We start from the raw sequence: 26,380 nt of genomic DNA on the forward strand, positions 1-26,380 counted from the left end.
GCAAATTCGGAGTTTTATTATGAAATTGAAAATATTTTTTGTTACATTAATAGGCGTTTTACTTGTAAACCCGGTTTTAGCTGCCGAAAAAACGACGAAAAAAACCATGTCATCTCAACAAATTAAAATGAAGGATTGCAATATTCAAGCTAAGAAAAAATCATTAGAGGGTCATAAAAGAAAATCCTTTATGCAATCTTGTCTTAGCAGTAAACCGTCTAAAAAAAGTAACTCTCAAAATGAGAAAATGATCAAGTGTAATGCCGAAGCTGGAAAAATAAAATTTAAAGAAGGTGAACGGAAAATATTTATGAGCAAATGCCTACATGGTTAATTTAAATATACAAATAAGGCCATTTTCTTTTTATTAGCCTTATTTTTTATTTTAAGTAGAGTGTTTGATTTTTTAATTAAATAATTTAAATTGAAATCATACCACTATATATTTATAAAAAAAATAACATAGTCTATTATTTATAAAAAACTGACATCACTAACATATAAAAAATAATAATTAATATTTTAAAAAATTAACATTTCCAAATTCAATATAATTTAAAATAATAACCTTATTCGTTTTATCCATACTAATCTAAAATATAAGATAACAGTATCATTACATATCAAATAATTTTATATAATAATTTGCTTCATTTAACAGAATTTTTCTTATAAAGTAGCTATATTATATTTTCATCTTCATTTCATTTTTACCTATTCAGAATTATAGATGGTCTACAGCGGTAAAGTTGCTAACCTAAAGAGATAAATATAATGCATAATGAATGGCAAGAAGTTTTTGATTTTTGGTTTAAAGAATCTACCAATAAACAATGGTTCGAAAAAAAGCCACAATTTGACGCTATCATTCGGGATAGATTTAAACTCACTACTGAGAAAGCTAGCCGTGGTGAACTTGCACATTGGCGCTGTTCAATAAAGGGTAGATTAGCTGAAATTATCGTGCTTGATCAGTTTTCTCGTAATATTTGGCGTGATACAGTAAAAGCATTTTCACAAGACAATATGGCATTAATGTTAGCTCAAGAGGCAATTAAACAACCAGATTACAAGAACTTACCAACAACACAACGAAAATTCATTTTAATGCCATTCATGCATTCAGAATCACCTTTTATTCATCAACAAGCAGTTCCTCTTTTTACTGCATTAAATGATAAAATAACACTTGAATTTGAAATGCGGCATAAAGAAATTATTGATCATTTTGGCCGCTATCCACATAGAAATAAAATTCTTAATAGAATTTCTACGCCTGAAGAAAAATTATTTTTAAAAAAATCGGGTTTAAGTTTTTAGTTTATAAATAAAAAGTAGAGTATATGTTTTCAACATATGCTCTATTGACTACATTAATAAAACAATTGTCTTGTGGGAACCTTTAAATTAAGTTGTTGTTCAATTGTTTTTAAATATGTCTCTGAAATCACCGCAATATTTTGATAAAAAATGTGTTCTAACTTTGTCATTTGTATTAAAGATAAATAACGATATGCCCAAGGTAGTAAATGCTGCTCTATTAATTCAATTGCTATAATTTTTTTATTTGTTTCTAATAAACAAACTGCCGCCAATAACATAAGTCCAAATTGATCTGCTGGTTCATTCTGATCACTTTCTAGAGATATAGAATGTAAAGATAGAAAGTGTTGATATGCTTGAGTTGAAATTCCCATTACAATTTTTTCGGGATCTAAATAAACTGATCCCCAAGGCGGTGCTGGCATATTACCTTGCCCTTCAAATAAAATAGAAAAATCATAATATAATAATTCAAAATCTTGCTTTGCTATGTCTTTTGTTAATTGTTTAATTTGCTGCCTATCTGGCCATGGAAACAATTCAACCAAAAAAGGCATTACAGGAATTAATGATTTTACTGCGGGTGAATCTGGAGAATAATAAAAGCATGCCCCGAGAATACGCAAAATTGAAGTATTTAATAACATAAATTGTATTTCCAAGCCAAAATAATATGTAATTTATTAGTAAAATAATCAATTAATTAATTGATATTGAAAGCAAATCACTCTGTAAAAAAGTTTTACAGAGTAAATAATAAAACATATCTTACATAGTAATTTCCCATAAATTATAAAATGCGATACGGCCGGAAAGTTCAGCTACAAAAATAATAACGGTACATGCAACTAAAGTCGTGCGCGGTACATTATCTTGCAATACTACCGCTGCCATCACAAATAACGATAAACCAAGTATAACTAACTGTATTCCCCAAAACCAAGTTTGATCAATCGCTTTGGCGTTAAGTAAACTAATATATTCGGCTTTAGTAGCCAAAATAACCATTGCGCCAATAATAAAAAACAATGCCCCTAATTTATGTGCTCCAATTAAAGTCGCTAATGCTCCACCACCGATAAAGCAAGTCATCCACATTTGTAATGCAGTATAATGTGTGTTCCAATTAGCTACGCTATCAATACAATAAACTTGTGGAATTGACCAAACAAAGACTAAGCCAGCAACAACCCCAGCTAAATTACAAATTTGTTTCAATTTAGTAAATTTTTCAAAAAAGGAAAAAACTACCGTCCCAACTGCCAATGCCATGAAAATACCGCTAAAAAAAGCTTCATTGCTCATCGGCGAACGACCAATTCCCAACAGCATATTAAAAAAACGTATTGGTTGCCCAACATGTAAACCACCAATAGCTAATCCAAAAAACATGACTACCATAGCAAGCAAATTAGCAACATTGTGTTGATTGTTATTAATTAGGTTAAGTTTATTACTCAAATAGGCAACAAAAAATAATCCTGCTGCTGACTGACCCAATACCGTAAAAAAAACCAGTGGGAGTTCATGCATATTTAACCTCCGGAAGATTTTGTAATTTGCCACTTTGATCATTAAATGGTTTAGCATCTCTATGGGGTTTGATCACAATATTCGGTCGAGTCAAACTAGGATCAGGCATCGGGGCAATGCCATTTTCGTGGCCATGTCGCTCACGTAATAAAGTTATTTCATCAAAATCCAGCGCTCGTTGGGGACATGAATCAACACACACAGGCTTCATACCTTTAGCAACGCGTTGGTAACAGCCATCACATTTACTCATCAACTTTTTACTAACATCAAATTGAGGAGCACCATAAGGGCAACGAAGTTCACAATAACGACACCCCACACACACATCTTGATTTACTACCACTAACCCATCTTCTGGTCGTTTATGCATCGCACCTGTTGGACAACCCGCAACACAAGTTGGTGAATCACAATGATTGCAAGCAATTGATAAATAATAGTTATAAATATTCTGTTTCCAAATACCATCTTGTTGTTGCCAATTNCCCCCGCCATACTCATAAATCCGACGAAATTTAGGGCCTAATGTCAGATCTTTTTCATCCTTGCAACTAACCTGACATGTTTTACAACCCGTGCACTTAGTCGAGTCAAAGAAAAAACCATACTGTTTCATAAATAAAATCCTTATGCGCATTTAACTTCAACTAAATTGGTATGTTGTGGGGTACCTTTAGCAAAGGGAGAAGGATGTAGTGACGTTAGTGTATTAATACACCCTCCCACATCAATTCCTTGCTTATTAACATTGCGCCAGGCACCTTGTGGAACAGCAATTACACCTGGTAAAACCCGATTAGTAATTTTAGTTTTAATATATATGCGACCGCGATCATTATAAATTTCGGCTATATCACCCTGTTTCAAACCTCTCATCTTTGCATCAATTGGATTAATCCAAAACTGATGAGGAATAGCTTCACGTAACATTGCAACACTGTAATAGCTTGAATGAACATGACCTTTGTTATGAAACCCGGTCATCAGTAAGGGATATTGTTTTTTGCGGGCTACATTTTCAACACCTTCACGATTAGCGCAATATTCAGGTATAGCGGGAATACGATCACCGTCAGGTAATTGCCATTCTTGCGCTATTTTATTTAACTGCTCAGAGTAGATCTCAATTTTTCCTGACGGGGTTTTTAGTGGATATTTATCTGGATCTTGACGAAAATCTTTAAGGGCAATTTGTTTATCACTATCGGCTAATCGCCGATCAATAATCCCTTGATCATCAGTTTGCTCAAAAGGTGGTAAATGTGGCATAGTTTTACGAGTTTTATTATAACAGTATTCGATCCACTGTTGATAAGTACGTCCTGCGGTAAATTCAGCAGCAACACCTAATTTTTCAGCAATCTCGGCTAACACATCATAACATGGCCGATTTTGCCATAGTGGTTTAATAGCCTGTTGTAAGCGCACTAAGTAATGATAGCTACCACTTGCATATGAGTTATTGATTAAATCATCTGTTTCCACCGGGGTAACATCGGGCAGCAACAAATCCGCATATTTGGCTGAAGCAGTATTATGATTATCCCATACCAAGATAAACTCACATTTGGATTCGTCAGTAAGAATTTGATGCGTTTTATTTAAATCTGCATGCTGATTACCAATTACATTACTGGAATAACACCACAAAAATTTAATACCAATATCTAATTTATCTTTACCTCTGATACCGGCGTTTTTAGCCGTTAATTCAGTACCTCGAACTATAGCTTCACTCCACATAAATGTCGGGATGGTTGTTTTTACTGGATTGGGTAGCGAAAAACTAGCAACAGGATAAGTAACGCTACCACCCCAAAGCCCGGTATTAGTACCTGGACGACCGATATGACCACTCATCAATGGTAGCATCATAATTGAACGGCAGGCTTGCTCACCATTCGCCGTACGTTGTAGTCCCCAGCCTTGTGAAATCCATGCCGCTTTTGCATTAGCAATTTCACGCGCTAACTGAATAATACGTTGACTTGAAATACCGGTTAGTTGACTTGCCCATTCCGGTGTTTTAGCAATACCATCTGCCCCATTACCTAAAATATAATCTTTATAAGCCGCATTCGGTAACGCCGATGACGGTAACGTCGTTTTATCCCAGCCTATACAATATTTTGCAAGAAAAGCTTCATCTGTTAGTCCTTCATGAATCATGACATAACCCAACGCTGCGACTAATGCTGCGTCAGTGCCAGGATAAATAGGAATCCATTCAGCGCCTAATGTGGTAACACTATCGGTATTACGTGGGTCAATAATAATGACTTTTGCTTGGCTTTTTTGCAGCGCATTTAAAGTTTCATAAAACTGACCACCTCCAGACATGCGCGTTTCTGCTAAATTATGGCCAAACATGACAACTAAATCAGAATGCGCAATTTCACTTAATAAACTTTCTTCAGCACTACCATAAACAAATGGGGTAATTTCAGTTAATTGAGCATAAGAATAGGTACCATAATCTCCCAGAAAGCCGCCAATAAGTGCTAACAAACGTTTGCAAGCGGTACGGCCATGTAAATTTGCTCCAGTTGAACCGGTACCATATTGATAATAGATAGCTTCGTTACCATATTTCTCAATCGTTTCCTTTAACTTCTGCGCAATAAGTGTTGTAGCTTCATCCCAACTAATCTTTTTGAATTTACCTTCACCTCGTTTACCCACCCGTAGCATGGGATATTTTAACCGATCTGGATTATAGGTTTTCCAACGAACTGAGCGGCCACGCAAACAAGGCCTAATCTGATGTTCGCCAAATTTGCTATCATCATAGAAGGTTTCATTTGAAATACGTTGAATAATATTATCCTTCACATGTACTTTGAGTGTACAACGGCTACCACAATTAACCAAGCAAGCGCTATATTTAATTATTTCGTCTGTTTCATCATGCATAATACCGGTCGATTTGGCCTGAACAGAGAAAGGAAGTGTTATGCTGCCAGCAATGGCTGCAACACTGGCAATCGTCGCTGAAGTTTGCAAAAATTCCCGCCGATTCATTTGCACCAAATGTGTTGTTTTATTTTTAGTCATTGACATTACCCAATAGTAAAATAACAGCAAATTATCGTTATTGTTTTATGTTAAAAAATAATGACAAAATAGATTATGATTTAAATCAATGATGGGTATTTATCAAATTTGCAGTAATAGGCACTAGTTTGCCAAATAACGGCGATAAAATTATTGCGTTTTATCGATTATTAGCTAGCTAGTTATATTTTCCAATAATCAAAAACACTATCTGAACTATTTGATAAATGACAAAGTATTTTCTTTATAGTAGGCGAAATTAACAGGCATAATTTAACCTAAAATTTAATGAGACTAATAGATGATGCCAAGCAAAATTTTGATAACTAGCTACAACATTAGTGGCTTTGGCGGTATGGAAACCGTTTGTCGTGATTTTATCAGGTTATTAAAACAACGGCGACCAGATATAACTGTCAGCTTTTTTTTTTAATGATAAACAGACTCAACCAAATGATGATTGGTTAGACAATATAAAATATACACGACTCTATTCTCGCATTAGAAACGGCAAGCTACGTCGTATTCATTATGCTTGGCAACTGCGACAATTACTTATTGAGCAGAAAATCAACGCAATTATCACCTTGGATGCAATTGCCTGTTATAACTCAAACATCAGTAGAAAACTTATCTTAGGTAGAAAAATACCGCTAATTTGCTGGCCACACTTTTCCATTGTTGGAAGCTATAAAAAAGAATATCTTTTAAAAGCAGATTACTATTACGCCATAAGCACGGGTATAACGAGACAATTAATTGCCCTCGGCGTCGATGAAAGTCATATTTTCACCTTATTTAATCCAATAAAAAAACACGATTTTGTCATCCCGCGCCCTAAAAATAAAACCTCCTTTCTTTATTTAGGTCGGATATTCTTTGATGGGCAAAAACAACTCGCGTTTCTTTTTACTAGCCTGGCAAATATTAGCGGTGATTGGCAATTGGATATTGTCGGTAGTGGCGAACAAAATGAAATCAATCAATTAAAACAGCTAGCGAAAAAACTAAATATTGAAAAAAAAATTAACTGGCATGGCTGGCAGCCAGATCCATGGTTTTATATACACGATAATATAAAAACAGTTTCCGCTCTACTCCTGACTTCCAGCATAGAAAAACTGGGTATGGTTCTTCTTGAAGCCATATCCTACGGTATTTATGCAATAAGTTCAGATTGTCCAACGGGACCGGAAGATATTATTAAAAATAATATTAATGGAAAATTATTTCCCGTTAATGATATGCCATATTTTGTTAATATATTACAAGCTATCGTTAATAATAAAACCTTACCCTCACAGATGAACATAAAAAACTCTATCTTAGATTTTTATGAAAATAGCTATATTGAAAGAGTGAATTTATCTCTTAAAAAAATTCTAGCGTAAAAGCATTTAGCGGATTAATCATTATGATTAATCCGTATTAAAAACAATATTAGCTTGCAACGTCCCAAAAAGATATAAACACTATTTTTGCCAAAAAATTAATGAACGTAAAAAACGCCTAATTTGTAGCAAAATAGAAGCAAAAATAGACTCAAAACTACCTCGCTTCCGTCTCTCGGCCTTATTACTATACTTTCTTCTATCCGCCTCCAAATTACTATTTTCAACGGTGACTATCGGATGCTTTATAATTTCGGCTAAATAATAGCCTTTTACTGCTTGTTTTTTATATAACAAACCCCACGAGTCAGCAACAAAAAATTCCCTGGCAAACTCAGCGATTATTCTTTCACAGGTGCTACGATGAATTAAGTAACAACAGGCACGAAAAATTTTATCTGGGCTATATGTTAATAGACGAAATGTCACATTAGCGATGGTTATTTTATTAAAAAAGCTTAACGAAATTCGTTTTCTTGAGCTCAGCCCTTCTTGACCACCGAGCAGATAAACATAATCTTTTTTTAATAAATCACTTTTACCCTGCTCCAATGATTTGATTAAACAGGCTAATTTTTTATCAATAATAACATCGTCCTCGAGAATCAAAGCCCATTCGATATCCTTTTTTATAATATATTGATGAATTGATTGATGGCTCAAACTACAGGCAATTTCATTCACCCCACTTGCCTTCACTTCAAATTTGCTAGAATTAGGCGATTTAAACCAAGGCATGTCATCTTTAGTCAATTTACTCCCTTCAATGGCGTCAACCATCGTAAAAGGTAAAGCTTGTGACGACAATGCATTACTAATTTGTGTTCTTCTATCTGTATCCTTTTTTAAAGAAATAATAAAAATAGGGCAAGATTTATTCATTGACGCCACCAAAACTTTATATTTAATAATATTTTAACATAAATTATAACTAATCAATTTTATTTTACGACTATTTTTTACTTTCAAAACTAAACCGCAATCAGCATGATTTATTCTAGTATTCATTACAAAACTAGCATAATAATTTTTAAAAAAAAATTAAAACAATTTATTATGTTGAAACTTAATTAAAAATGTTATTTATCATGTGTAATAAATTATTAAACAATAAATTTAATTAATTAAATGCATACAAAATAATATTAATTTAATCACTATATTTACCTATCATGATATTAATTATCATAAAAATAAAATGAGAGACTAATTTATATTATTTAAAAAAAATACTTAATTTGACGTAACAAACTGATTTCAAACAGATAAAAAATTATTTTAAATCATATAACCATTACAATATATTATCTTTACTTTCAACAAGGTATAAGTTTTTATTCATTTCTAAAAATATAATTTTTATTGATCAATTTTTATAAAGTATAATAATGATAGTGATGGTTTTTTCTTTCCACTAACGCTAAAATCAGTAACTGTTTACAATAAAATTAATACTTCTTTGCCAAAAGGAAACTTAATGTATTTCAATAGTAAGGAGATCATACTAACAAGCTATGAATTCTCATCTGCTGCGGCAAAAAATTGCCAATATCATATTGCTTACGGCGCAGATATGAATTTCTCCCTTGGCACAGCGATTTCAATCTGTTCGGTGCTACATTTTAATAAAAATTATACCTTTCACTTCTATATCTTCACTGATATGATTTCTGAATGCGAACTAAAAAAATATGATCAACTAACAAAATCTTATAATACAAAAATAACAATATTTCTCATTGATACGCTACAGTTAAAAAAATTACCAACAAATAAATTATGGTCTAATGCAATCTATTTTCGCTTTATCATTGCAAATTATTTTCATAATAAAACCAATAAAATATTATATTTAGATTCAGACATTATTTGTTCGGGTGATATATCAGAATTATTCGACATCAATTTAAACCAGCATATTATTGCTGCTGTCGCTGATCGCGACCAATACCTGTGGAAAAAACGGGCTGAAATGTTAGCAACACCAGAAATAGCTAATGGTTACTTTAACTCAGGTGTTATGCTAATTGATACTGATAAATGGCACAAAAATAAGATAACTGAGAAAACAATAAATATATTACTTGATGACAAGACAAAAGCAAAGTTTATATTTTATGATCAAGATGCATTGAATATATCGCTGGTAAATCAAGTTTTATTTTTAGATAAAAAATTTAATACCCAATTTAGTATTAATTACGAGTTAAAAAATAAAACATTATTTCCTGTAATTGATAATGTAAAATTCATTCATTATATTGGCCCGACAAAACCATGGAATAATTGGTCAGAATACCCAAGTACCCATCTCTTTATCACAATAAAAGAAAATTCTCCTTGGAAAACTACCCCGCTCATGGCAGCATCAACATCTAACCAATATAGATATGCTGCGAAGCATATGTTTAATAAGAAAAAATACTTTAAATGGCTATTAAATTATCTCTATTATTTTATTAATAAAGCCTATAAAAAAAAATAGCGAATGACAAAAGCCCAAAAAATGGATAATTGCTATTTGATAATTAACATTCATCCATTTTATAGTTAACTTTTTCAATTAATTAGATATAAAAAATATTTTCAATTTAATTTACTTTCTGAATCTATATATTCAAATTGCGCTTTGGTCAATGTTAAATGAATGGCTTTCACAAAACTTTCAACTTGAGCAATGGTAGTTGCACTAGCAATTGGTGCGGTGATCCCATTAAAAGCCATTAACCAGGCAAGCGCAACTTCCGCTAATGTAGCTTGATGATCATCAGCAACTACCTGCAATGCCTTGAGAATTTTTTCGCCTCTTTGATTAAGGTATTTATCGATATCATTTTTCCTAGGACTATTATTTAAATCACTTTGACGACGATATTTCCCAGTTAAAAAACCAGATGCCAAACTATAATAAGTGACAACACCAATATTTTCTTTGATACAGAGTTCCTTCAACTTATCATCAAAAGCGGCACGATCATAAATATTATATTCCGGTTGTAATACTTGATAACGCGGTAAACACTGATTATCCGCCACTTCTAACGCCGTTTTTAATTGTTCTGCATCCAAATTTGAAGCGCCTATAGCACGAATTTTACCCGTTATTAAAAGCTTCAGATAAGCATTTAACGTCTCTTCATGAGGGGTATTTATGTCCGGCCAATGGCAAAAATAGAGATCAATGTAATCTGTTTGCAAACGCCGCAATGAGTCCTCAACCGCGTTGATAATCCAGCGAGCAGACAGACCTCGCTTACCGGGTGAACCTAAATCTGCGTCCACTTTGGTAAAAATAATTAATTTATCTCTGGCAATGGAATGTTTAGTCAGCCAATTACCAATGATGGTTTCCGATTCTCCACCTTGATTACCGGCTGCCCAACGTGAATAAACATCTGCCGTATCAATGGCAATTAAACAATTATCATAGAGAGCATCTAAGATGGTGAAACTCTCTTTTTCATTGATAGTTCAGCCAAAAACATTACCACCAAAAACAAGGGGTGGAATAACAAATCCTGTTGAACCTAACCTACGCAATTGCATATTTCCTCACTTATTTATTAAATAAAGCGAATATACTCACTAGAAGATTGTAATGGTGCTCTTACAACAAGATTATATTTAAAACGTTACCGCCTATTTAACTTACAGATATACTACTACAAGTTAGTTATATTGATGATTTCTTACCAATAACCTAGTAACTTCCACCATAAACTACCGATGACAAACCAAATAAGAAGATTGACCACACTTAATATAAAACCAATTTTCCACCATTCAGCTAAAGTTGTATAACCCGAACCAAAAATAATCGGCGCGGTACCTGTGGCATAATGTGTTAACGACATCATTAATGATGAAGAGAAAGCCAAGATCAATGCGAGCAAAATAGGTGGAGCGCCCAATGCTAATCCAGCAGTGAAAAATGCCGCAAACATTGCCATAATATGGGCGGTAGTGCTGGCAAAAAAGTAATGAGAATAGACGTATATTAAAACAAGTAACAGCATGCCGCCAATCCAGCCGATGCCCATATGATCAATAGCATCACCAACTGTTTGAGAAAACCAGTTAGTCAGTCCAAGCTTACTTAGAAAAGATGCCATCATAACCAATGCCGCAAACCAAGTAATTGTGTCCCAGGCTCCCTTGGTTTTCAAAATATCATCCCAAGCTAATACGCCTGTACACAGTAAAACGGAAAGACCAATGAATGCCGCAGCCGTAGGATTAATAGTAAATGCGCTACCAAAAATAAGCGCAGGCACGCCAGCCCACATCAACAATAGCATGGCAAATACCGCTAAAGTAATTTTTTCTGCAGTCGAAATAGGCCCAAGCTTATGTAATTTTTGCTTAGCAAAATTTGGCGCATCTGGTGTTACTTTGATTTCAGGTGGATAAATCCAATAAATAATTAATGGCATAATGAATAACGAAATTATGCCTGGTATAAAAGCGGCTATTGCCCACATTCCCCAATTGATCTCAAATGGAGGGGTGGTATTTTCCATAATCAAACTGACAATCAATGGATTAGGTGCAGTTGCCGTAATAAACATCGCTGATGTAATTGGATTGATATTAAAATTAACCAATGAAAGATAGCGGCCAATTTTTTGTGAACTACTTGATTCGGGATTAGAGCCAAAACTATTTGAAATTGAGCGCATAATAGGATGAATAATTCCACCACCACGCGCAGTATTACTTGGTGTAACTGGCGCTAATATTGTCTCTGCGATCGCTAATGAATAAGCAATACCCAAGGTCTTTTTGCCAAATAAAGAAATAAAATAATAACCAATACGAGCACCTAATCCTGTCTTATTTAGACTAACAGAGATCATTATTGAAATACCTATCAACCAAATAAGTTGATTTGAAAAACCACTCAATGCGTCATTAATTGCTGCCGTCGGATTATTGGGATTCGTTACTCCAGTAATAGCAATTAAAGCAATAGCGATAATGGAGATTGCACCTATAGGTAAAGCTTTACCAATAATAGCGGTTATAGTTCCAATAAAAAGCGCAAATAATTGCCAAGCATTAACATCTACACCGTCAGGAGCGGGAATAATAAACCAGATGATCAGAGTGATTGTAATAGCAATTATGGTTGGTAAAGGTTTGAATGGGGTCAATTTATCCATATTGTATTATCCAATTGGTGAAACATATTTAGACAAGAAATAATTAACAACTTATAAATGAACAAAATCACGCTAACAAATCATACAACTACTTATTATATAAATTTATAGATTAGTAACTATATTTATTTTTATCAAGCTTACTAATAAAGAAATATTGATTTATAATTTTATTAAATTATCTAACTTATTCTTTTAATTTTCACCTCTTTATTATAAGAATAAGTTATTTTTATATGTTAAAACTGTGATATGTATTACAAAAATTACAATTAATTTTATTTATTAATTTACTGTAACGAACTATTTCTATTTTTTACTCTTAATGATATTCTTAATATAGAAAATTAACTATAATTAGTAATGGTTTAATTATGTCAAAAAACAAACAGTATTTATTATTTTATAAAAAAGTAAATCCATTTAAAAATAAGAATTACTTTATAAAAAATAATATATTTTATATTACAATATAATGTATAAATCTATTTATTTTGAATAGTGCTAAAATTAAAGTGACAAAATACAGCAGCAAATAAATTTGTCCATCTGTACTAACTTGAAGCCAATAAAAATGGCCTTTAACATTACTGGTAAAGACCATGCAATAATTTTATATCAGTTAAGCTACTCTTTTTTCTCTAACCATTCAGTATGAAAGATACCTTCTTTATCAATTCTTTTATAAGTATGAGCGCCAAAATAATCACGTTGTGCCTGAATTAAATTTGCCGGTAAAACTGCAGAACGATAGCTATCATAATAAGAAATTGCTGCCGTAAGTGTAGGTAACGGAATACCATTTTGTATACCAAAACAGACAATATCGCGTAATGATTGCTGATATTCATCAGTAATGTTTTTAAAATAAGGCGCTAACATTAAGTTTGCTAAAGACGGGTTTTGGCTATACGCATCGGTAATTTTTTGCAAAAATTGCGCCCGAATAATACAGCCTGCGCGAAAAATCCTAGCAATTTCACCATAATTTAGCTGCCATTTATATTCATCCGATGCGGCCTTTAATTGCTGGAAACCTTGTGCATAAGACACAATTTTACCTAAATAAAGTGCACGGCGAACCTTTTCAATAAATTCCTGCTTATCACCTTTAAATGAATTAACAACCGGCCCAGTCAGAATTTTTGCCGCTGCCACCCGCTGCACTTTCAAAAAAGAAAGATAACGTGCAAATACCGATTCAGTAATAAGCGTGACCGGTACTCCCAAGTCTAATGCACTTTGACTGGTCCATTTTCCGGTTCCTTTATTTGCAGCCTCATCCAATATAACATCAATCAAATAATTACCAGTTTTATCTTCTTTCTTACGAAAAATATCCGCCGTAATTTCGATTAGATAACTGCTTAATTCACCTTTATTCCATTCAGTAAAAATATCGGCTAATTCTTCATTATTTAACTTTAATGCGTTTTTGAGAATTGAATAAACTTCAGCAATAAGCTGCATATCACCATACTCGATGCCATTATGTACCATTTTTACATAATGACCTGCCCCATCAGCACCAATATAGCTTACACAAGGCTCTCCATCGGCCTTGGCAGCAATTTGCTGTAAGATAGGTGCCACTAAGTCATAAGCTTGTTTCTGCCCACCAGGCATGATAGAAGGCCCCTTTAATGCGCCTTCTTCACCGCCAGAGACGCCGGTGCCAATAAAATTAAACCCTTGCGCTGAAAGTTCTTGATTACGTCGAATAGTATCCTGAAAATAAGTATTACCACCGTCGATTAGGATATCACCTTTATCCAGATATGGTGTTAATGAAGCTATAGTTTTATCTGTCGCCTCACCCGCTTTTACCATTAATAAAATACGACGTGGTTTTTCTAATGAATCAACAAATTCCTTAATCGTATGACAGGGGATTAATTTTCTACCTGGATTTTCTTTAACCACTTCATCGGTTTTTTCTTTAGAACGATTAAAAATCGAAACCGAATAACCCCGGCTTTCAATATTGAGCGCCAAATTACGCCCCATAACAGCCATACCAACTACACCAATTTGTTGTTTTGACATGAAAAACTCCTGCCTGACAATTCATTACCCACAGTTAACGAGCAAATATATTTTTACGTATTGATATATTAACTTACTCTATAGTTTGGTGATAGTATTTCATGCCGTTAACAACACGATATTTAGGCTAAAAACGATTAAAAAAACGTTATTATATTGAAATTTTTGTTCAAAGTGCCCATTATTCTAAAGGTCGGCATAAGCCGTCATATTAGAGGGTAAAATAAATTTTATGGAATGGATCGCTGATCCTACGATGTGGGCGGGGCTTCTTACTCTTATCGTACTCGAAATCGTGCTTGGCATTGATAATTTAGTTTTTATTGCGATCTTAGCGGATAAATTACCAGCCAAGTTACGTAATAAAGCAAGAATAACTGGTTTAACATGCGCACTATTTATGCGTGTTATCTTATTGTTTAGTCTTACTTTACTCGTTTCCTTAACCAATCCTATTATTAACATTTGGGATCACCCATTTAGCGCGCGCGATATATTAATGCTTGGTGGTGGACTTTTTCTGCTTTTTAAAGCCACTATGGAGCTTAATGAGCGGTTAGAAGGTAAAGATAAACAATCTGGCAAACAACGCAAAACGGCAAAATTTTGGGCTGTTGTAGCACAAATCATTGTATTAGATGCTATTTTTTCACTTGATTCAGTGATTACTGCCGTTGGTATGGTTGAACATATTGGCATTATGATTGCAGCAGTCACTATTGCAATGATCTTAATGATTATTGCTAGTAGACCATTAACCATGTTCGTTAATACCCATCCAACTATTGTTATTCTCTGCCTTAGTTTCTTACTTATGATCGGTTTTAGCTTAGTGGCTGAAGGATTCGGTTATCAGATACCGAAAGGCTATTTATACGCCGCTATTGGTTTCTCTATTATAATTGAATCGCTTAATCAATTTGCTTCCTTTAATCGACGCCGTTTTTTAAAAGGCACCAAATCACTACGCGAAAGAACTGCTGAAGCAGTATTGCGGGTTTTAGATGGTCAACATGAACGCGCTGAGTTAGATCATCGTACCTCTGATTTAATTTCTGATAATAATGGCATTTTTGATCCGCAAGAACGTCAAATGATTGTTCGTTTATTAGGATTCGCTCAACGTAATGTTAGTAGTATTATGACTTCACGCCATGACGTTGAATATATTGATATCAACAAACCTGCGGATAAGCTACTTTCGTTGTTAGAAAAAACACCCCATACACGTCTTGTTGTTACGGATGAATCAATAAGCGATGAGCCTGTCGGGGTTATACATGTTATCGACATATTAAATCAACAATTGAAAAAGCAAAAACTTAACTTACATGCCCTAATTACTCAACCACTAATTTTCCCTGAAGGTTTATCACTACTTCAAGCATTAGAGCAATTTCGTAAAGCGCATACCCATTTTGCCTTTATTGTTGATGAATTTGGCTCTGTTGAAGGAATTGTTACGCTGACAGATATTATGGAAACTATTGCCGGTAATATGCCAATCAGTGAAGAAGAGGTGGATTCTCGTCATGATATTCAACAATTAGAAGATAGTCGCTGGGTTGCTAATGGCTTTATGCCGTTAGAAGATTTGACCCTTTATGTGCCAATAACGCTTGATGAAAAACGTGAATATGAGACGATTGCCGGATTATTGATGGAGCACCTACAACGAATGCCGGTTGTCGGTGAACGTATCAAAATTGAAAACTGGATTTTTGAACCGTTAGAAGTAACCAGTCACCGCCTTAAAAAGGTGCTGATCACCCCCCTGCAACTGGCTAAAAAAGAAGTTAAAACAAAACATTAATCTAACATAATCTTAACGCGCTTAATTTAGCGCGTTAAATTTACTAGAAAGATTTAGCTTAAACTAATTTTGCGATTGAGCTTCTTTTTCTAACCAACTATCTAATGCTTTTTTAGCTTGAGATTGAAGCTCATCACGCAGCAATTTTTCAATATTCAATTGATATTGTAAATTTTGCCATTTACCATAAATACGCAGAGGAATTACCAATTTTTTCAATTTATTAATAAAATTATCATCCCCATGCCAGCCTTTATGAATATTAACCTGCAATTTTACGTCTGCTGATTTACTCGCTAAATTTAGCCAACCGTTACCATCGAGATTGATAGCGTCAGAAGAAGCAACCAAATTTGAGAACGATAACAGACCTTTGTTAAGTTTTGTATCAACGTTTAAATTTTCAATTTGAGTATTATCTGCCTGATTTTGCGGAGTATCAACTTTATCAGTAAGACGTGAAAAAGCGTGTTGGATCAGTGAAGCTATATTTAATCCTGTTAATTGCGCCTTGGATAACGTCACATTAGCAGTACCGGACCAAAAATTTAGCACCGCAAATTTACCATAACCAGGCCCTGATAATTTCGCAGCTAGCACCAGAGAACCATCTAGTTTAGTAGGCATGTTAAATGCTTGAAGTAAAGGAGCCAACTTAACCTTATTAAATCTGGGTTTAGCCGTGACAATAACCGGACTATTTTCATAATTCAAACTAATAGGTAGCTCAAAATTGCCACCTAATAATCCACCTTCTAGCTGACTAATATTTAATAAAGTTTTTTTATTGGTTATCTTAGATTGGAAGCCATCTATAATTAAACCTCGATATATAAGTTTATCGGCAGAAATTGTCGCTTGAAATGGAAATTGTTTTAAATAACTTAAATCATAACTATCTGTTTTAGCTGTCGCAATAACAGGCTTAGTACTTGTTTGTGGTATTATCTTTATCTCTGCCAAAGGCTGCAATAGGGGTTGCCAACCTAAAATTTTATCTAGATCCAGTTTAGCGGAAGCAATATTTAATTGATAATCTGGCGATTTACCTAAATGAGCAACTAGACTGCCAGTTAAATGATTATCGTTAATATTAATAGCTAAATTAGAAAGGGTTAATACGGGTTGCTGCTCACGCCAATAATCAAACAATAAAGTTGCATTACCACTAATTCCATCTGTTGGTAAATTAATACCACTCATCTTATATTCTAATTGATTAATTTCGCCAGTGATTTGATGCGGATAATCTGTAATATTTAGCTTACTTTTTAAAGAAAAAGTTAGATCTTGCTGATCCTTACTCACATTGCTACTAAAGTTAACTTTAATGAAATGATCATCTTGCCTACTCAGTGACAACATAATATTACGCATGTTTAACTGGCTATCATTATTCAACTGCCAAATTAACAGACTATCGGTCAATGTAATTTTATTAATCTCAAATAACCTTTTATTATCAATATTATTTTTTCTACTAATATGATCAAGGCTTTCTGGTGCAATGGGAGCATCTTGATTTAATTTTGCTTCACTATCAGGAGTTGAGCGCAAAACTGCACCACTAATTACAATCTCTTCAACCGAAAGTTGGTGGGAAATTAATGGCCATAACGAGACATCAAGCCGCATGTTATCTGCACTAATTGCTGGCTTAGTCGCGCCTGGCGCAGTGAGTGAAATCGGCCCAGTAATAATACTTAACCTGGGCCATACATGCCAACGCATTTCGCCTTGAAAAACCAAATGATAGCCACTTTTTTGTTCAACTTTATCAATTAAATAGTGCCGAAAATCATTGGGATTAACAAGCAACACTAGCGCCGTTAATCCTGCAAAAATAACCACCATCAGGATAACTAATGTTGTCAGAAATCGTTTCATCACTGTCTCCATCAATGGTACTCAAGCAACCAATTAATGACTTCATCTTTAGATAGCTTATTTCCCGTAAGCTGAGAAAATAGAATTATTTTGGTTATAGCATGATCTTAGGAAAACAACGAATTAATTAACTTAAAACATCACAATTTATGATTGTTTTTACCCTCCTCGCTAATTCTACTCCCTACTGCACCTTGTTGATTTTTATATTTTGCGTCCTGACGACGATTATAGGGACGATCAGCCGAACCGGATAATGCTTCAAAACTTAATGCGCCAATAACCATACCTGGTCGTAACGCCAATGGCAGTTTACCTGAATTATAAAACTCTAGCACAATTTGACCACACCAGCCGGGATCAATACGGTGAGCAGTGACATGCACCATTAATCCCAAGCGAGCAAGAGAGGAACGACCATCAAGCCAACCAACTACATTATCAGGTAAGGTAACTGATTCTAAAGTGACCGCCAATGCTAATTCACCTGGGTGTAAAAAAAACGCATCATAATGGTTTAAGGTAATTTCATCACTCATCACCCGATCCAATGCAGCATTAACTTCATTTTTTGGCCCACTAAGATCGATATAAGGTGCAGTATAGCCCTGAAATACTCGAAATTTATTGCCTAAACAAACATCAACTGTTGCCCCATTGATTCGTTCGATTGATGGGCGTGGTTCAATAACCAATTTCTTTTCATCAAGCCATTTGACTATATCGCGGTCACAAAGTCGCATTTTTCCATCTCCTTGCGAGAATGCCTAATCTGTTTATAGATTTACTGGCAGAACTCCCCTATTTTAGCTTTTAGAATATCAATCGCCACCCGATTTTTTCCGCCTCGAGGGACAATAATATCTGCATACTGTTTTGATGGCTCAATAAACTGAAGAAACATTGGACGGACTGTTTTAGTATATTGTTCAATAACAGAATCTAATGTTCGCCCGCGTTCATTTACATCGCGTTTAATTCTTCTTACTAAGCAAATATCCAATGGCGTATCAACATAAATGGCAAAATCCATATTCTTACGTAAACGCTTATCCGTTAATAATAAAATACCTTCAATAATAATAACTTTTTTAGGCTGAAAAAAAATAGTCTCACGCTTACGTGTATGCTGAGTATAATCATATTGCGGCAGATCAATGCCTTTTCCGCTCTTCAACAATTGAAGATGATAAAAAAGCAGATCATGATCCATTGAGTTTGGGTGGTCATAGTTTACTTTCACTCGTTCTTCCATCGGAATATCATGTTGATCTCGATAGTAACAATCTTCAGTAATCACCCCAATATTGTGGTCACCCACCTGAGTACGTAATTCATGATAAAGCGTTTTCGCAATAAGACTTTTACCCGATGCTGAAGCACCTGATATACCTACAATAGCGCACTTATGTGCTGTATCAGCCATTTTAAATAACCTGAATTTGAATAAAGAAATTAATATAATTAAATATTATGATCGCCGGAATTATAAGGGGTTATTTTAGTATCTTCCAGCATTTAAAATTAGGTCTAGCTAATTTTATAACAAGACCTAACAATAATTATCACCTTACCTCTATTTTCAATCAATAAGTCATGGGATTAATCAGTTTAAATAGTGCGAAAAGCAATCTCTGTGGGAATTTTTTCCCCAGCCCAGAACATTTGAGCAGAAATCGCCGAGGCTATTTCCCGATAGATATCAGCAAATTCCCCATCTGGATCTCGAATAACCGTTGGTTGACCTTGGTCTAAATCCTCACGCAGCGAAATATGTAACGGTATCTTACCTAATAGCTTACACTGGTATTTTTCCGCCAATCTTTCTGCTCCACCAAAACCAAAAATAGGCTCTATGTGACCGCAATTGCTACAAATATGGAGACTCATATTTTCAACAATTCCTAATACCGGCACTTTTACTTTGTCAAACATCGCAATGCCTTTCATCGCATCAAGCAAAGCAATATCTTGTGGTGTAGTAACAACAATTGCAGCCGTAACGGGTATATTCTGTGATAATGTTAATTGGATATCACCGGTTCCCGGAGGCATATCAACGACTAAATAATCTAATTCTGGCCATTCGGTATCCTGTAACATTTGCATCAAAGCTTTGCTAGCCATTGGACCACGCCATATCATCGCATTATCATCATTAACCAAATAACCAATTGAATTAGTTGCCAGACCATAAGCCATTATAGGTACCATATGATGCCCATCTGGTGAGGTGGGCCGCTGATTTTTAGTTGCCAACATAGTCGGAATAGAGGGACCATAAATATCCGCATCCAGAATACCTACCTTCGCGCCTTCTTGCGCCAATGCTAACGCTAAATTCACTGTCGTGGTTGATTTGCCAACTCCCCCTTTACCTGAGCTGATCGCAATAATGTTGCGCACTCCATTAACGCCTGGCAAATCATTCACTCTACGTAATGTACTGATATTATGACGTAATTTCCACTCTACGGCTTGCGCACCGGCTATTTTTCGTAATTGTGATGTTTTCTGTTCAATTAATAGTTTAAAAGGTGTTTTCCAGGCAAACGGCATCACTAATTCAATATGCAAAACATCTTCCAATAACACACAATGATATAATGCTTTTAATTTACTCAGATTACTTTGCAGTGTAGGATGGGAAAATGTGTCCAAAACCTCAGCGACTTGCTGAGTTAACTGTTCTGGCTTTATCTGTTCGAAGGATCCTGAATTCATCGCAGCTCCTTTTATTAGTATTAAATTATCAACAATTGATCACGGCATCATACCAGAGAACAATTTAATTAAGATAAATAGATAATGAAAACGACACTTATCAAGCAAAATTACGATAAAATAATGATAGATTAGTCATGTTTAGGCCTAGCCGGAAAAAACACAATCGGTTAACATCAATTATTGTTCAATTTTTATGGAAGTTAGATCCTTATTATGTCTCAAGTCGCGAAAAATCTTTTGGTAACCTGTGCGTTACCTTATGCTAACGGTTCAATTCACCTTGGCCATATGTTAGAGCATATTCAGGCCGATATTTGGGTTCGTTATCAACGAATGCGCGGCAAACAAGTTTACTTTATCTGTGCCGATGACGCCCATGGCACGCCAATCATGCTAAAAGCTCAGCAATTAGGTATAACGCCTGGGGAAATGATTAGTAAAGTAAATCAGGAACATCAACACGATCTTGCTGACTTTGCTATCAGTTATGATAATTATCATTCAACTCATAGTGTAGAAAATAAAACTTTATCTGAACAAATTTATTTGACACTAAAAAAGAACGGTTTTATCCAAAGCAAAACAATCTCACAACTTTATGATCCTAAGCAAGGAATGTTTCTACCCGATCGCTTTGTTAAAGGGAGTTGCCCCAAATGCCAGGCTGCTGATCAATACGGTGATAATTGTGAAGTCTGCGGTGCTACTTATAACCCAACGGAGCTAATTAATCCCCATTCGGTGATTTCGGGTGCGACGCCTGAAATGCGCAATACAGAGCATTTTTTCTTTGATTTACCTGCATTTAGTAATATGTTGCAAACTTGGACGCGCTCAGGTGCTTTACAGCCACAAGTGGCGAATAAAATGCAAGAGTGGTTTGAGGCGGGTTTACAGCAATGGGATATTACTCGTGACGCCCCTTACTTTGGTTTTGGAATTCCTAATGAGCCTGGCAAATATTTTTACGTCTGGTTAGACGCACCAATTGGTTATATGGGAACATTCAAAAATCTATGTGAAAAACAACCGAATATTGATTTTGCTAGTTATTGGCAGCAAGATTCTACTGCCGATCTTTATCACTTTATCGGCAAAGATATTGTCTACTTCCATAGTCTATTTTGGCCAGCAATATTAGAAGGTAGTGGTTATCGTAAACCTACCAATATCTTTGTTCACGGTTATATCACTGTTAATGGCGCAAAAATGTCCAAATCACGAGGTACTTTTATTACCGCGCGCGCCTATTTAGATCAACTGGATGCTGATTGTTTGCGTTACTATTATGCTGCTAAGCTTTCTTCGCGCATTGATGATATTGATCTTAACTTAGAAGACTTTGTCCAACGGGTAAATAGCGACATTGTTAATAAAGTTGTCAATCTTGCAGCACGCAATGCCGGATTCATCACTAAACGCTTTCATAGTAAGTTATCATCGCGCCTTGCTGCTCCCGAACTTTACCAGCAATTTATTGCCGCCGCAGACAAAATTGGTCAAGAGTTTTGTCAACGTGAATATAATAAAGCGATTCGTGAAATTATGTTACTTGCCGATTTGGCCAATCGATATATCGATGAGCAGGCACCCTGGGTAGTTGCCAAGCAAGAAGGACGCGAACAAGATTTGCATGACATATGTTCTATGGGTATCAATTTATTCCGTGTGCTAATGACTTATTTAAAACCCATATTACCGGGACTTACCAGCCGGACAGAAACTTTTTTAAATATTTCACTCAACTGGGATGATATCAGCAATCCATTGTTAAATCATGAAATTACGCCATTCAAAACCTTATTCCAGCGAATTGAAATGAACAATATAACCGCGATGTTAGCGGCATCTAGCGAAAATATAACGGCACAAACAATGACTAATCAATTAGATGCAGAAAATCCTAGCCAAGATGTAATTAGTTTTGATGACTTTAACAAAGTAGACTTACGAGTGGCTCTAATTAAGCAAGCTGATTTAGTCGAAGGCTCCGATAAGCTGCTCAAACTACAATTAGATTTAGGTGATAGCTGCCGACAAGTTTTTTCGGGTATTCGTACAGCGTATCCGGATCCTAAAGTATTGGAAGGCCGCTTAACGATTATGGTCGCTAATTTAGCGCCAAGAAAAATGCGCTTTGGTGTTTCCGAAGGAATGGTATTAGCAGCCGGACCTGGTAACAAAGATATTTTTCTATTAAGTCCTGATGCTGGCGCCAAACCTGGTATGCAGGTAAAATAAATTAATAATAAATACATTAAATAAAAATGGCGACAATACTATTTTCGCCATTTTAAACTCACTTATTACACCAGCCTAACCCATTAAATGGGTTAATTGTATTAGCAGTATGTTTTGTTATAGGACTGGTATTATGTTGTTTGTTAAAAATATTCTTTATATTAGTTGGCAGTATCTACGTGCTTTTTTACTCATTTATCTCTGCCTAATAATAGGAAACCTAATTTCAACTCTACTGCCTTTTTCTTTGCCAGGTAGTATAATCGGTATGCTGATCTTATTTAGCATGTTAACAATACAGATCATACCGGTAGAATGGATACAGCCGGGTTGTCATTTATTACTAAAAAATATTACCATGCTATTTATTCCTATCGGAGTAGGCATAATGAATTATTATGATAAGCTCAGCCAACAAATTATCCCTATTTTGCTTTCGTGCATTGTTAGTACATTGATTATTATGATTATAGTTGCTTATAGCTCACATTATATTCATCGTGAAACTAACATAAATACCTTGGATAATTATAAACAACAGAGAAAAAAACAAAATTCAGCCCCAAAAAATAGGCCAAATAACGAGTAATAATAATGATAAATCATATCTGGTGGTCACTACCATTTACCATTATTGTTTTCTTATTAGCAAGAAGATTATTCCAAAAATATAAACTGATCATTCTAAATCCTTTGCTGATTTCAATCAGCATCATTGTTCCTATTTTATTAATAACGCAGACTTCTTACGACCATTATTTCTCTGGTAGTCGTATTCTGAATGATTTGTTACAGCCGGCAGTTGTTGCCTTAGCTTTGCCATTATATGAACAGTTACATCAGATTCGCGCCCAATGGAAATCCATTATTAGCGTTTGTTTTATTGGTAGTCTTATTGCCATGGTAACCGGAACCGCAATTGCCTTATGGACAGGAGCAACCGTCGAAATGGCCGCTTCAATACTGCCAAAATCAGTGACAACACCCATTGCTATGGCTGTATCAGAGGCCATTGGCGGCGTGCCTGCCATCAGTGCCGCTTGTGTGATCTTAGTTGGTATTTTTGGTGCTATGTTTGGGCAGTTACTGTTTAATCTATTGCGGATAAAAAACCCTATTGCTCGAGGATTAGCGATGGGAGCAGCCTCACATGCCGTGGGTACGGCGCGCAGCGCCGAGATAAACTACATTGAAGGTGCATATAGTTCTCTTGCATTGATGACTTGTGGCATTATTACTTCATTAATTGCGCCTTTTATTTTTCCTTTACTAATGGAATTATTAAATTAAATTATTATCGATAAAACGACTCAGCAAAACTATAAACACTTTCGCTATTTTTATAGGCAAGAAAATCTAACCTCACTAGCAAGCCCTAACTTTAATTTTAGGCTTTATAATAAAGTCGAATAAATTAAAATCAAATCTAGCGTATAACTACAGCGATCTTGGACAAGGCGTTCGATCAATTTATTGACGGTAATTTCTGCTCGTTTGAATATCATATTTACAAACTTACTCCCTTCTGACTATTATAAGTCTTATCTAACAATAAACTGTTAAATTAATCAGGAAGCCGCATGATCATAAGTAAAATAGTTAGAGTTGAGCAGTTTTTCTCTATCCTTTAATCTATAGGCATAGGTGATGAGGAAATTTCTTATTTATAGTTTACTTATTATTATAGTGACAGCAATTGTTGCCACTCTGGCATTCGATCGGTGGATTAGCTGGAAAACTAATGATTATATCTATGATGATGTAAAAAAATTGCCGCCACGTACTGTTGGCATGATATTGGGCACCGCAAAATATTATTCCGCCGGCTTACCTAATGAGTACTATAAGTATCGAATTCAAGGCGCCATAAATGCTTACAATAGCGGTAAAATAAAATACTTACTCGTTAGTGGTGATAATGCACATTACAATTACAATGAACCGATCACCATGCGCAGAGATTTGATCGCTGCTGGTATACCGGCTGCAAAAATTGTACTGGATTTTGCCGGCTTTCGAACATTAGATTCGGTTATCCGAACTCGCCAAGTGTTTGCCACCAACAACTTTACTATTATTACCCAACGTTTTCATTGTGAAAGGGCACTCTTTATCGCTATAAAAAAAGGGATAGATGCACAGTGCTATGCAGTTTCTTCACCTAAAAAAATCATTAAAGTTCGTTTACGCGAAGTTTTTGCCCGTATTAATGCTCTGATTGATCTTTATATATTAAAAAGTGAACCCCGTTTTTTAGGTCAACAAGAGTCTATTCCTGCACCGATAAAAATGCCTGAGGGGATCAAAGGATATCCGGCCGTTTTACCTGATGAACTCAAATAATATTAGCCAGTTCAATTAGCACATTTATTGGTTAAATAACCCCATAACCACTCTATCGGGCCTTGAGTAAAATACTTCAACCAACATACAGCAAATAAAATATTAATCAGCCAATCAGCGATACAAAAAGAAGTAATTCAATGCGACTAAATTGAGCAAAAAAACCTAGACGATAAAAAATAGTTGTACAGATTAATGTCTGTAATAAATAGCTAGTTAAAGCCATACGACCTATTGATTGTAGCCATCTAATAATAAAGATATTTTTTATTTGCGGCCAAAAACCATAAATAATAGCAATATAACCAGCAACTTGAATCGGAATAATTAGCTGATTAATAACAAATCCTAATAGGCCAGTGGCTATATAATTCCACTCATAGTAATACTGAATTGCTATAGAAAATAATTGAATAATAATAGTTACCGGGATTAACCAATATGCAACATAGCGATAATGAAATAAAGAAAAATGCCCAGTCAACCATCCGTTTCTTATTAATGCTGACCCCATTATCATGAGTGCCAATAACTGCCAACCATAGCCGATCACTAGCAAAATTAATCTCTGTGCGACCGATTCAGCCCGATATAAAAAAGCTTGCCATCCACCAGCTATTTTAATGTTAATTTCTTCAATAAAATTATTTTCTGCAAAATACCAAAAGGACGAGGCATCAGTAAAATAACTAAAACTGGAAAAAATAATTAAGCCAGATAAATAGATAACAATAGATTTATAATATAACTGTCTAAGGCTATTAAAATAAATAATTTTTATGGCTAATAGCCCCATCAAAGCATAAGGCAAGAGAATATCACCATCCCATAATCCAATGCCATGTATTAAACCAATA

Annotated in this window: 20 protein-coding genes and 2 pseudogenes; 9 read left to right on the plus strand and 13 right to left on the minus strand. The window is 34.8% G+C overall.

All coding sequences use genetic code 11. The features are described 5' to 3' along the window. The first annotated feature begins 19 nt into the window (after positions 1 to 19). Complete coding sequence (locus H1X92_RS14365; protein ID WP_180560787.1) at positions 20 to 334, plus strand: PsiF family protein; 315 nt, start codon at positions 20 to 22, stop codon at positions 332 to 334. 440 nt (positions 335 to 774) lie between these two features. Next, positions 775 to 1,320 (plus strand): DUF924 family protein, encoded by a 546-nt coding sequence (locus H1X92_RS14370; RefSeq protein WP_180560788.1) that lies wholly within the window; start codon positions 775 to 777, stop codon positions 1,318 to 1,320. Between the two features lie 53 nt (positions 1,321 to 1,373). Here the strand turns inward: H1X92_RS14370 and H1X92_RS14375 are convergent, their stop codons facing one another. From H1X92_RS14375 to H1X92_RS14390, 4 genes are all read right to left on the minus strand, one after another. After that, positions 1,374 to 1,970, minus strand: a complete 597-nt coding sequence (locus H1X92_RS14375; RefSeq protein ID WP_180560789.1) for a TorD/DmsD family molecular chaperone — start codon at positions 1,968 to 1,970, stop codon at positions 1,374 to 1,376. 121 nt (positions 1,971 to 2,091) lie between these two features. Then, positions 2,092 to 2,856 (minus strand): dimethyl sulfoxide reductase anchor subunit family protein, encoded by a 765-nt coding sequence (locus H1X92_RS14380; RefSeq protein WP_180560790.1) that lies wholly within the window; start codon positions 2,854 to 2,856, stop codon positions 2,092 to 2,094. After that, the gene (locus tag H1X92_RS14385) at positions 2,849 to 3,475 is read right to left on the minus strand and encodes a DMSO/selenate family reductase complex B subunit (RefSeq protein WP_180560791.1); all 627 of its coding nucleotides are present in this window, start codon (positions 3,473 to 3,475) and stop codon (positions 2,849 to 2,851) included. The genes H1X92_RS14380 and H1X92_RS14385 overlap by 8 nt, the downstream gene beginning before the upstream one ends. 11 nt (positions 3,476 to 3,486) lie before the next feature. Next, complete coding sequence (locus H1X92_RS14390; RefSeq protein WP_180560792.1) at positions 3,487 to 5,913, minus strand: DMSO/selenate family reductase complex A subunit; 2,427 nt, start codon at positions 5,911 to 5,913, stop codon at positions 3,487 to 3,489. Between the two features lie 587 nt (positions 5,914 to 6,500). On the opposite strand from H1X92_RS14390, the gene H1X92_RS14395 reads away from it, so the two are divergent. After that, a complete protein-coding gene (locus H1X92_RS14395; RefSeq protein WP_180560793.1) occupies positions 6,501 to 7,304 on the plus strand; it encodes a glycosyltransferase in 804 nt (267 codons plus the stop codon). A gap of 81 nt (positions 7,305 to 7,385) precedes the next feature. On the opposite strand, the gene H1X92_RS14400 is transcribed toward H1X92_RS14395, so the two are convergent. Beyond that, on the minus strand, positions 7,386 to 8,186 hold the full coding sequence (locus tag H1X92_RS14400) for a glycosyltransferase family 25 protein (RefSeq protein WP_180560794.1): 801 nt from the start codon (positions 8,184 to 8,186) through the stop codon (positions 7,386 to 7,388). A gap of 595 nt (positions 8,187 to 8,781) precedes the next feature. On the opposite strand from H1X92_RS14400, the gene H1X92_RS14405 reads away from it, so the two are divergent. Next, positions 8,782 to 9,789, plus strand: a complete 1,008-nt coding sequence (locus tag H1X92_RS14405; protein WP_180560795.1) for a glycosyltransferase — start codon at positions 8,782 to 8,784, stop codon at positions 9,787 to 9,789. A gap of 101 nt (positions 9,790 to 9,890) precedes the next feature. Here the strand turns inward: H1X92_RS14405 and H1X92_RS14410 are convergent. The 3 genes and pseudogenes from H1X92_RS14410 to gndA form a co-directional block, all read right to left on the minus strand. After that, a pseudogene (locus H1X92_RS14410) lies at positions 9,891 to 10,850 on the minus strand (aldo/keto reductase). Positions 10,851 to 10,993: 143 nt separating this feature from the next. Then, the gene (locus H1X92_RS14415; RefSeq protein ID WP_180560796.1) at positions 10,994 to 12,466 is read right to left on the minus strand and encodes a DASS family sodium-coupled anion symporter; all 1,473 of its coding nucleotides are present in this window, start codon (positions 12,464 to 12,466) and stop codon (positions 10,994 to 10,996) included. A 627-nt stretch (positions 12,467 to 13,093) separates the two neighbouring features. Further along, the gene (gene gndA, locus H1X92_RS14420; protein ID WP_180560797.1) at positions 13,094 to 14,512 is read right to left on the minus strand and encodes an NADP-dependent phosphogluconate dehydrogenase; all 1,419 of its coding nucleotides are present in this window, start codon (positions 14,510 to 14,512) and stop codon (positions 13,094 to 13,096) included. A gap of 232 nt (positions 14,513 to 14,744) precedes the next feature. Here gndA and H1X92_RS14425 point away from each other — a divergent pair, with 232 nt between their 5' ends. Beyond that, positions 14,745 to 16,325: a TerC family protein gene (locus H1X92_RS14425; protein WP_180560798.1), complete on the plus strand. Its 1,581-nt coding sequence runs from the start codon at positions 14,745 to 14,747 to the stop codon at positions 16,323 to 16,325. A 63-nt stretch (positions 16,326 to 16,388) separates the two neighbouring features. On the opposite strand, the gene asmA is transcribed toward H1X92_RS14425, so the two are convergent. From asmA to apbC, 4 genes are all read right to left on the minus strand, one after another. Further along, a complete protein-coding gene (gene asmA, locus H1X92_RS14430; RefSeq protein WP_180560799.1) occupies positions 16,389 to 18,212 on the minus strand; it encodes an outer membrane assembly protein AsmA in 1,824 nt (607 codons plus the stop codon). A 140-nt stretch (positions 18,213 to 18,352) separates the two neighbouring features. After that, positions 18,353 to 18,955 carry a dCTP deaminase gene (gene dcd, locus H1X92_RS14435; RefSeq protein ID WP_180560800.1) on the minus strand — a complete coding sequence of 201 codons (603 nt, stop codon included), beginning with the start codon at positions 18,953 to 18,955 and terminating at the stop codon, positions 18,353 to 18,355. A gap of 41 nt (positions 18,956 to 18,996) precedes the next feature. Next, positions 18,997 to 19,638: a uridine kinase gene (udk, locus tag H1X92_RS14440; protein ID WP_180560801.1), complete on the minus strand. Its 642-nt coding sequence runs from the start codon at positions 19,636 to 19,638 to the stop codon at positions 18,997 to 18,999. A gap of 185 nt (positions 19,639 to 19,823) precedes the next feature. Further along, positions 19,824 to 20,936: an iron-sulfur cluster carrier protein ApbC gene (gene apbC, locus H1X92_RS14445; protein ID WP_180560802.1), complete on the minus strand. Its 1,113-nt coding sequence runs from the start codon at positions 20,934 to 20,936 to the stop codon at positions 19,824 to 19,826. 216 nt (positions 20,937 to 21,152) lie between these two features. Here apbC and metG point away from each other — a divergent pair, with 216 nt between their 5' ends. From metG to sanA, 4 genes are all read left to right on the plus strand, one after another. After that, a complete protein-coding gene (gene metG, locus H1X92_RS14450; RefSeq protein WP_180560803.1) occupies positions 21,153 to 23,180 on the plus strand; it encodes a methionine--tRNA ligase in 2,028 nt (675 codons plus the stop codon). A gap of 133 nt (positions 23,181 to 23,313) precedes the next feature. Next, complete coding sequence (locus tag H1X92_RS14455; protein ID WP_370520704.1) at positions 23,314 to 23,769, plus strand: CidA/LrgA family protein; 456 nt, start codon at positions 23,314 to 23,316, stop codon at positions 23,767 to 23,769. A 5-nt stretch (positions 23,770 to 23,774) separates the two neighbouring features. Next, positions 23,775 to 24,470 carry a CidB/LrgB family autolysis modulator gene (locus H1X92_RS14460; protein WP_180560804.1) on the plus strand — a complete coding sequence of 232 codons (696 nt, stop codon included), beginning with the start codon at positions 23,775 to 23,777 and terminating at the stop codon, positions 24,468 to 24,470. 357 nt (positions 24,471 to 24,827) lie between these two features. After that, a complete protein-coding gene (gene sanA / locus H1X92_RS14465) occupies positions 24,828 to 25,523 on the plus strand; it encodes an outer membrane permeability protein SanA (protein ID WP_180560805.1) in 696 nt (231 codons plus the stop codon). 11 nt (positions 25,524 to 25,534) lie between these two features. On the opposite strand, the pseudogene H1X92_RS14470 reads toward sanA, so the two are convergent. Further along, a pseudogene (locus H1X92_RS14470) lies at positions 25,535 to 26,319 on the minus strand (DUF418 domain-containing protein). Positions 26,320 to 26,380 lie beyond the last annotated feature (61 nt).

The organism is Arsenophonus endosymbiont of Apis mellifera (assembly GCF_903968575.1).
Lineage (GTDB): Bacteria > Pseudomonadota > Gammaproteobacteria > Enterobacterales > Enterobacteriaceae > Arsenophonus > Arsenophonus apicola.